The organism is Paraburkholderia elongata, from assembly GCF_013177735.1.
GTDB lineage: Bacteria > Pseudomonadota > Gammaproteobacteria > Burkholderiales > Burkholderiaceae > Paraburkholderia > Paraburkholderia elongata.
Window position 1 is genome coordinate 1 of record NZ_WOEZ01000290.1, and the last position, 7,656, is coordinate 7,656.

The 7,656-nt window shown below is 58.4% G+C and carries 7 protein-coding genes and 1 pseudogene; 3 read left to right on the top strand and 5 right to left on the bottom strand.

Annotated elements, in window-relative coordinates:
* Positions 1-65: 65 nt before the first annotated feature.
* Together GNZ13_RS51845 and opgC are read right to left on the bottom strand one after the other, a co-directional pair.
* Complete coding sequence (locus GNZ13_RS51845; RefSeq protein WP_216675297.1) at positions 66-302, bottom strand: hypothetical protein; 237 nt, start codon at positions 300-302, stop codon at positions 66-68.
* Positions 303-333: 31 nt separating this feature from the next.
* Positions 334-1,512, bottom strand: coding sequence for an OpgC domain-containing protein (gene opgC, locus GNZ13_RS47070; protein WP_236002502.1), 1,179 nt, complete (start codon positions 1,510-1,512; stop codon positions 334-336).
* A 936-nt stretch (positions 1,513-2,448) separates the two neighbouring features.
* On the opposite strand from opgC, the gene GNZ13_RS47075 reads away from it, so the two are divergent.
* Together GNZ13_RS47075 and GNZ13_RS47080 are read left to right on the top strand one after the other, a co-directional pair.
* A complete protein-coding gene (locus tag GNZ13_RS47075) occupies positions 2,449-3,246 on the top strand; it encodes a DUF4118 domain-containing protein (RefSeq protein WP_236002503.1) in 798 nt (265 codons plus the stop codon).
* Positions 3,243-4,106, top strand: coding sequence for an alpha/beta hydrolase (locus GNZ13_RS47080; RefSeq protein WP_172177921.1), 864 nt, complete (start codon positions 3,243-3,245; stop codon positions 4,104-4,106). Before GNZ13_RS47075 ends, GNZ13_RS47080 begins: the two co-directional genes overlap by 4 nt.
* A 365-nt stretch (positions 4,107-4,471) precedes the next feature.
* Here the strand turns inward: GNZ13_RS47080 and GNZ13_RS47085 are convergent, their stop codons facing one another.
* Entirely contained in the window at positions 4,472-5,911 is a 1,440-nt protein-coding gene (locus GNZ13_RS47085; RefSeq protein WP_172177923.1) for an IS1182 family transposase, read from the bottom strand.
* 153 nt (positions 5,912-6,064) lie between these two features.
* Between GNZ13_RS47085 and GNZ13_RS47090 the strand changes: the two are divergent.
* Positions 6,065-6,433, top strand: a pseudogene (locus GNZ13_RS47090) (efflux RND transporter permease subunit); the annotation flags it as partial.
* Positions 6,434-6,506: 73 nt separating this feature from the next.
* Here the strand turns inward: GNZ13_RS47090 and GNZ13_RS47095 are convergent.
* Together GNZ13_RS47095 and GNZ13_RS47100 are read right to left on the bottom strand one after the other, a co-directional pair.
* The gene (locus tag GNZ13_RS47095) at positions 6,507-7,385 is read right to left on the bottom strand and encodes an alpha/beta fold hydrolase (protein ID WP_172177925.1); all 879 of its coding nucleotides are present in this window, start codon (positions 7,383-7,385) and stop codon (positions 6,507-6,509) included.
* Positions 7,386-7,456: 71 nt separating this feature from the next.
* Positions 7,457-7,656: NAD(P)H-dependent oxidoreductase (locus tag GNZ13_RS47100; RefSeq protein ID WP_172177927.1), on the bottom strand; the 200-nt coding region annotated here is incomplete at its 5' end.

Consider the following 7,656-nt stretch of genomic DNA (forward strand, 5'->3'; position numbering starts at 1 on the left):
AAAAACAATACACGCGTGGCGTTTTTTTCTCGCTCGTGACTGCATTGCGAGGCGGGTACGAAAGGTCACCCACCGCCCGAGCAGGATTCGCACAACCCCTTGATTTCCGTTTCCTGGCCGTCCACGACGAAGTGAGCGGTCCGCGCCGCGTCCTCGAGCGTCCTTTGCAGCGCCTCGTCGTGGACCACCGGAACGGACCCGCAGCGCTTGCACATCATGAAAACCTCGTGCAGTCCGTCGACATCGCCACACGCCATAAAGGTGCTGGTCGTTGCGACGCGCCTCACCAAGCCTGGTTCCATCAGGAAATGCAGGCCTCGGCAAGCGGCGCGTTCACGACACGCGGTGTTCCGATATTGACCGTTCTTGTTCCGGGGCAGGGGTTCGGCATCCGTATTGTCCAGTTCTGTGTTGCTGCCGCGGTACCGGTCGATTCGCTTTGAGCTTGGCGGTAAGGATGGCGACGGAGAGCACCGCTGCGATCGTCAACAAGTCGGCCGATAGCGCCGCGGCAACCGCTTGCGTGCGTGTATGAAAAGCGGGCGCCGCGACCTGCAGCGCGGTGTCAGCAACGATCGAAATGAGCGTTCCCCAGACAAAGCAGGTCAGTCCCTGGCGACCGACCGTTACCACTGGCGGTAGCGCCGCGGCCAGCCGGTCGATCCACCCGAGCCTGCTCAGCTGGGCGACCAGCCAGGCGATCGAGACGAAGCTGACGACTCTCAGGGAACTCAGGTGCTGTTTCAAATAGCCCGGTTCCGGTTGGTTCTCAATCAGCAACTTGTAAGCGGCGAAAGCCAACGCTACGACGAGCGCGATCCAGGTCAGTCGCAGTCCGGCCCGCGAAGCCTGGAACCCGGCGGACATCGGATGCAGCCGGCACAGCATGCCAAGCATAAACATCAACTGCCACGCAAAAGGATCGAATGACCAGCCGATAGGGTCGGCGCTCGGCAGCAGATTCGCAAGCGAGGGAGCGCACAGCCACAACGCCAGGCTCGCCAGCAGGGCGGTGGCCGGCCGGCGACGAACAGTCGGCGCCACCAGCGGCACGCACAGCGCGAACCCGATATACATCGGCAGCACTGCAGCCAGATCAGGCTGGCGCCGTAGCGTGGCGATATCGAGTAGCGTCTGGAACGGCCGGACCAAAAACAGTGGCGCATCGGTGTAGGTCAGTATGGCGGAGTGGATGTGCAGCGCGAGCATCGCCAGGCCGCAAAGCAGCATCAAAGCGGCCGTCAGGAGATAGCCACGGTAAATTTCCCCGCTGCGTTTTAGAAAGCGGCGATGCGCCTGCGCTGCGCCACCGCTGGCTGTCATCGCGCAATAAGCGGCGGCGCTCGCGTAGCCGCCGAGAAAGACGAAGACCTCGGCCGCGTCGCAAAATGCATAGGTATGCAGTGTCAAATGCGAGAGCGCGCTCTGCGAGACGTGGTCGAGTGTAATCACGATCAGCGCCAGGCCGCGCAGGAAATCGACGCTCGTTGAACGAGCGGGATCTCGACTCATGGTGACCTCCGCTTGATGCTGTGTGGACATGACGGTTTCGACTGCGGAGGTTGTTGCGCCGGAATCGGCGCAACCGTAAAGGGTGTTCACGAATCGGCCTGCGTCGGATTTAGCTCGAAGAGAGATAGAGCGTGGTCATGATCGACTCCTGCGAAAAAATACGGGCTGCGTGCGAACACAAGAGCCGCTGTCGCGTGTCAATCGCGACAGCACAGCAGTAGTCTAGAGGCACGATCGCGACAGGACGCTGGCGTGTAGATGACAATCGCGTCAGTTATTTTCAGTCCGCCGGCCAAATCGTTTGACCACCTGTGCCAGGTGCGACGAAGACAAACGCCGACCACATGCCGATTGCCCATGTCGGCAACCGCGACAGATAGTCGTGGTCACGTCGGCACGAGTTTTCTTCCGTTGAAACCCTGTTTTTTTGGTTCGGGCGCGAACTGATCGACGCAGGCCGCGCACCAGCGAGTACGCTTCCTGCTGCGTTCGCTGGCGCGCAGTTCGAAAGGGCGGGCGCGCTGCCGACGTTGCACCTGCAACGTCGCGCGTATCGACAGGAGCATGCGTCGCCCCTGTGGTCTTCGCGATGCTTATGCTCGTTCACGCGGTGCCGGTACCCAGAAGTTGCTAACACGCTCGGGCTCGTCGCGTGTGCGGTCTCCTACGCGCGCAGCGTTCTATGACCAAAAAGACATTTTCTCGCCACGTGGTTTTCAGAGATGAACATCGACAATACGACTGAAGCAAATATGCCGAGCTCTGCAGGCCACAATAAGCATCCGTATTTGCCGACTGGTACTGCTTTCGATGAATTAGTAAAGGCTAAAGGCGCAATAGTTCGAGACTAATGCGGCCGCCGTATGCTGGAGCACTGAGATGGGGCTCTTTTACGCGGTACTCGTCGTCGAGGCGCTTGTCTAAGATAGGTATGAAATGATTAACAATGCCAAACGGTGGGGGCCACGTGGCCTATGGCCGTACGGGGTAGCAGTAGGCGCCGTGGCTGTCGCTTTTTGTGCGCGCGAGTTGCTCCATCCGTTTCTTGATTCGCACATGCCTGCGCTGTTCTTCATGATCGCGGCAGTGGCTGTAGGTTTCAGCCTGGGCATTCGCCCGGCGATCGTGGTTGTGATGCTCGGCTTGCCGCTGGCGGACTATTTCTTCGTTCCTCCTTTCGAAGAACTCGCCTATCTCGACAAAGACGACGTAATCCTCATACTCGCGTTTCCCTGCGTCACGCTCCTGTTTCTGATGATGATCGAACGGCTGCGAAGAACACAATATGAAGCGCGGCTCATCGCCGAGGTGGCGAAGTCGCGGCACGACATGTTGCTACGCGCGGAAAAACGCCGGGTCCGCGCTGAAAAATCGATATCGATTTCGAATCGCCTGCTGCGCAACCTTACCGACGATCACGCCAATGTGCTCTATATCGGGCGAGTCGGATCACCTTACGAATACGTTAGCGAGCTACTGAGCCGCGAACTCGATGGCGATTCGTGCGACACCGAGACTGAAACAGGACGATTGCTGGCGGCGCTCTATCCGGAAGACGCGAAGCGCGTGGCATTGCACTTACAAACAACCGGCGACACGACCGGTCGCGTATTGAAAATGCGTCTGCCGCGCAGAAACAAACGTCTTGGCGATCTGGCCTGTCAGGTCGAGATCTTCCCGACCGCGGACGGGGACTACGTTGTGATGAGATCGATGAACGAGGAGGCAGCATGAAGGTGCGCAATTCGCTGGCGACGGATATCAGCTACGCAGGTAACGATCACGCCGTGCTACTGCTGCACGGATTGCGCAGTACACCCCAGGAATTGGGCTATATCGCCAGACGTTTGAGTCAGGGCGGGTTCGGGGTATTGGCGCCGTATATCGAAGGCTATGGGTTGGACAGTCCCTGTACATCGTGGAAAGAATGGCTCGCAGAGGTGCGGATGCACTACAGCACACTGCGCCGACGCTATCGGACAGTTTCCGTTGCGGGACTGTGTATCGGCGCCACGTTGGGACTGGCGCTCGCAGCGGAAGAGTCTGACGTCGCTGCGCTCTCGCTGCTATCGGTCACGCTCTTTTACGACGGCTGGACCATTCCCTGGTATCAATGCTTTCTCAATCTCGCCTATCACACGCCGCTGCGCCATTTCTACTCCTTCAGCGAACGAGAGCCTTACGGTCTGAAGAATAAAGCGCTAAGAGCAAAAGTCGCGAAGAGCATGCGGCAGAAAGGCGATTCAGAGATCGGCGCCGCAAGTCTTTCCTTGCGGCATATCTATGAAGCGCATTCACTTGCACAGCACGTCAAGACAAGATTGCCTCACATCAACGTGAACTGCCTGCTGATACACTCGATCGACGACGATACATCGACCGTCGCCAACGCTGAGGTCGTCCACAATCGGATCGGCTCGACGGTTAAACGAAAGATTTTTATCGATGACTGTTATCACATAATTACGATGGACAACGAACGTGAGCTCGTAGCGCGCGAAACACGGTGGTTTTTTGAGGAAGCTTCATCCACGCCACCTGACTCGCAAGATGAAGTTCAACGAATATCGGCGTCCCTACATCTCCACTTATAAGTGTGGTGGGCACGCCAGGAACCTTGGGGTTACCTTGTGTTGAGGTGCGGTAATTGTCCCTTTCTTACTTGGTGAACAGGGCAGCGGTCGTTCGCCAAGGACCGCTTATGGTCGCGTGCCGCCTGATGCAATGCGCATCTCTTTTCTTGCATGGCCGCAATCGGCACCACGCGACCCAGGTTGTGTAAAAACGCGAACCGATGTGGCTCGATGACTTCGCACCGTCGATCACGGCCATTGGCGGCTGTTTTAGTCCGCTGTATGGTTGGAGGACCTTCAGGCCGGTCAGAATGCGAAGGTTCGTCGACAAGTCCGGAAGCGCTCCGGTTCGCCGTGGTGCAGCCGGTTTGATGTAAGGCCTCTCCTCAGGCCCTCATCTTTTGCATTAACACCGCAGTGCCTAAGATCGCCATGACGCGCTTGAGGTTGTATGCGAGCACATGCAGACTCATCTCGGTGCTGACATGCTCGCGTGTCTTCATCAGGAAGTGCGTCGCGCCCATCCAGAACTTGAGCGTACCAAACGGATGCTCCACGGTCTGACGGCGTATGCGCATCATCTCTGGATGATGGTCGAGTCGCTGCTGCATTGCTTCGACTACGTCCTCATGCTCCCAGCGCTTTATCCGGCGGGCCTGCTTCCCGGATGTGCATTGCTTTCTGATTGCGCAGGTAGTACAAGCCGAACTCGAGTAGCAATGCAAAGTCATACCGTGCTCGATGTTTGTGAAACGCCAGGTGAGTCGCTGTTGCGCTGGGCAACGGTACTCATCATCTTCGGCAACGTAGACGAAGTCCTGCTTGCCGAAGTACCCATCTGCTTTGCTGCCCGAGGTCAGTGGTTTAGGAACGAAGGCCGTAATGCCCGCCTCATCGCATTGCAGGATTTCCTCGCTCTTGAAGTAGCCCCGGTCGGCAACAACAGTCAGATTTTCGATGCCGGTAGCCGCTCGCGCCTGCCCAGCCATCTTCGTCAGCTGGTTACGATCATTGCCAACATTGGTGACCTCGTGTGCCACGATCAGATGAGACGTGTCATCAACGGCCGTCTGAACGTTGTAGCCAACCATCCCTGTTCCCCGACCGCTGGTGGCCATTGAGCGCGCGTCTGGATCAGTTAGGGAGACCTGTCCATCTGACGCCTCGCGCAGCCGCTGCTCCATTGCCTTGAGGTCCTGCATCTGCTGCCTGAGCTTCGTGATCTTGTCGCTGATGCGGCTTGTCCTCGCCTCTGCCACATCGGATTGCGTCCGGTCCGCTGTCTCCATCGCCGCAAGGTAACGCGCGATACTCTCATCAATCTGCTGCATGCGTGCCCGGACCTTACCACTGGTGAAGTTGCGTTCACGATTGTTGACAGCTTTGAACTTGCTGCCGTCGATGGCCACGATCGACTTTGAGAACAGGTCCAGGTTACGGCACAACACGATGAATTGCCGGCATACATTGCGGATCGCTTTGCCGTTGTCATGGCGAAAGTCGGCAATGGTCTTGAAATCGGGTGAAAGGCGGCCCGTGAGCCACATGAGTTCGATATTGCGTTGAGTCTCACGCTCCAGGCGCCGACTCGACTGAATACGATTGAGATAGCCGTAGATGTATATCTTCAGGAGAACAGAGGGATGATAAGAGGGTCGCCCTGTTGCTGCTGGCGCAATTCCATCAAAGCCGAGTTCATGCAGATCAAGTTCGTCGACGAAGACATCCACTACACGGACCGGGTTGTCGTCGGCGACATAGTCGTCGAGATACTTGGGTAGCAAGACGGCTTGCCGTCGGTCTTCGCCTTCGACGAATCGCTTCATGTGCCCACCCGATCTGAATGCGTTGCTTCAGTTTAGGCGATCAGCACGTTTTCACACAGGCTGGACCCACTCCGGCGGCTGGATCCCGCGCCTCTTTAGCGGCAGCTATGCGGTCAAACGGTCGTTCGCGCTGGCGTGCCGGCTGGCAGGTGTTTGCTGATGGTGGTCGCGCTTACCGCCGTTTATATCGTGCTCGGCATGCTTTACGAAAGTTATGCACATCCGCTGACGATTCTAGCGACGCAGCCCTCGCCCGGCGTCGGCGCGTTGCTCGCGTTGATGCTGTTTCACGTCGAGTTCACGGTCATGTTGTTGATCGGCGCGATCCTGCTGATCGGCATCGTCAAGCAGAACGCGATCATGATGGTAAATTTCGCTATCGACGCGTCGCGCAAAGGACTGTCGCCGCGCGATGCGATCTATCGCGCCAGCCTGATGTGCTTCAGGCCAATCCTGAAGACGACATGCGCAGCGCTGCTCGGTGCACTGCCGCTCGCCTTCGGGCACGGCACGGCGAGAGAGCCAATCTGCGCCGCCGTGCACGCTGACGGCACACTTGTCTGGAAGGAAGCCGTCGCGCCTCGGTCAGTTGAAGTTACGAGTCGACTACGCGCGCCGCGTTGCGCAGGATCTGGTTGAATCGGGCGGGAGCCTCGAGCTTTGGAACGTGACCGATTTCCTCAAGGACGTGGAGGATCGAGCTAGGCGCCGCCGTATGCAGCTTCAGCGCGTGCTCGACCATCGGCGCCATCCGGTCACGGTCGCCAACGACGATTGAAACGGGCACCGTCGCTGCCGCGACCAGAGGCGGGGTGGAAGCCGAGAAGACCATATACACTGCGTGAGCCCAGCCAGCCGGCGTGACTGCCACACCCAACCGCAATACATGATCCCGAACGGCGGAGGGCGTGTCTGGTGCAACAAGCCGGTCAACCATGGCCACCCTATCGGACGGCGACATCGCCTTGCCCGCATGCAGAAGCGCCTCAACTTCTCGGGACTTCGCCTCGCCCTGCAGATGTCCGAGCGCAACATTCGGTGCCGACAGAACCAGCGAGCGGGCAGCCTCCGGATAGCGATTCACAAAAGCAGCGGCAATCACGCTTCCCCACGAACTGCCGACAATGGTAGCGGTGCCGATGTCCAGTGCCGACATGAGGCCCATGAGCGCATCGGCATAGTCCTCAACCCCCGGTGTAGAAACCCGCAATAGTGCGCTCTGACCGTAACCCGGGGCGTCCCATGCCACGACACGAAAGCTGTCCTGGAGACCGGCCAGCTGGGCACGATACCCCGCGGAACTCGAACCGATACCGTGAAGTAGAACAATTGCTGGCTTATCGACCGGACCACCTGTCCGGTACGTCATCGCAAGCGGTGCTTCTCCCAGACGAGGGATCTCGATATCGACCGTTCTTACTGGAGGTAATCCGCTTTCGAGCAGAATCCTGTCTTCCTGATTCAACGATTTCATTGCAGCCCACCTTGTTGTCAATTGCCCGCTGTTCACTGCCCCTTCGACGCGGGACTCGTCTCCTGGTTCAGTTACGCGGACACTTCAGCCTTCAGGAGGGCGATTTCAGCCAAAGCGGATTCGAGCGCGCGCTGCCGCTGCTCAGGACCTGTGTTGACCCCTTCGGCGCGGACAAACGTCATGTCGGTGACGCCGATGAAACCGAAGAAGCTCGACAGGAACGTCTCCTGGTGATCCATGAAGGCCATCGGCGACGACGCGGAGAAGAACC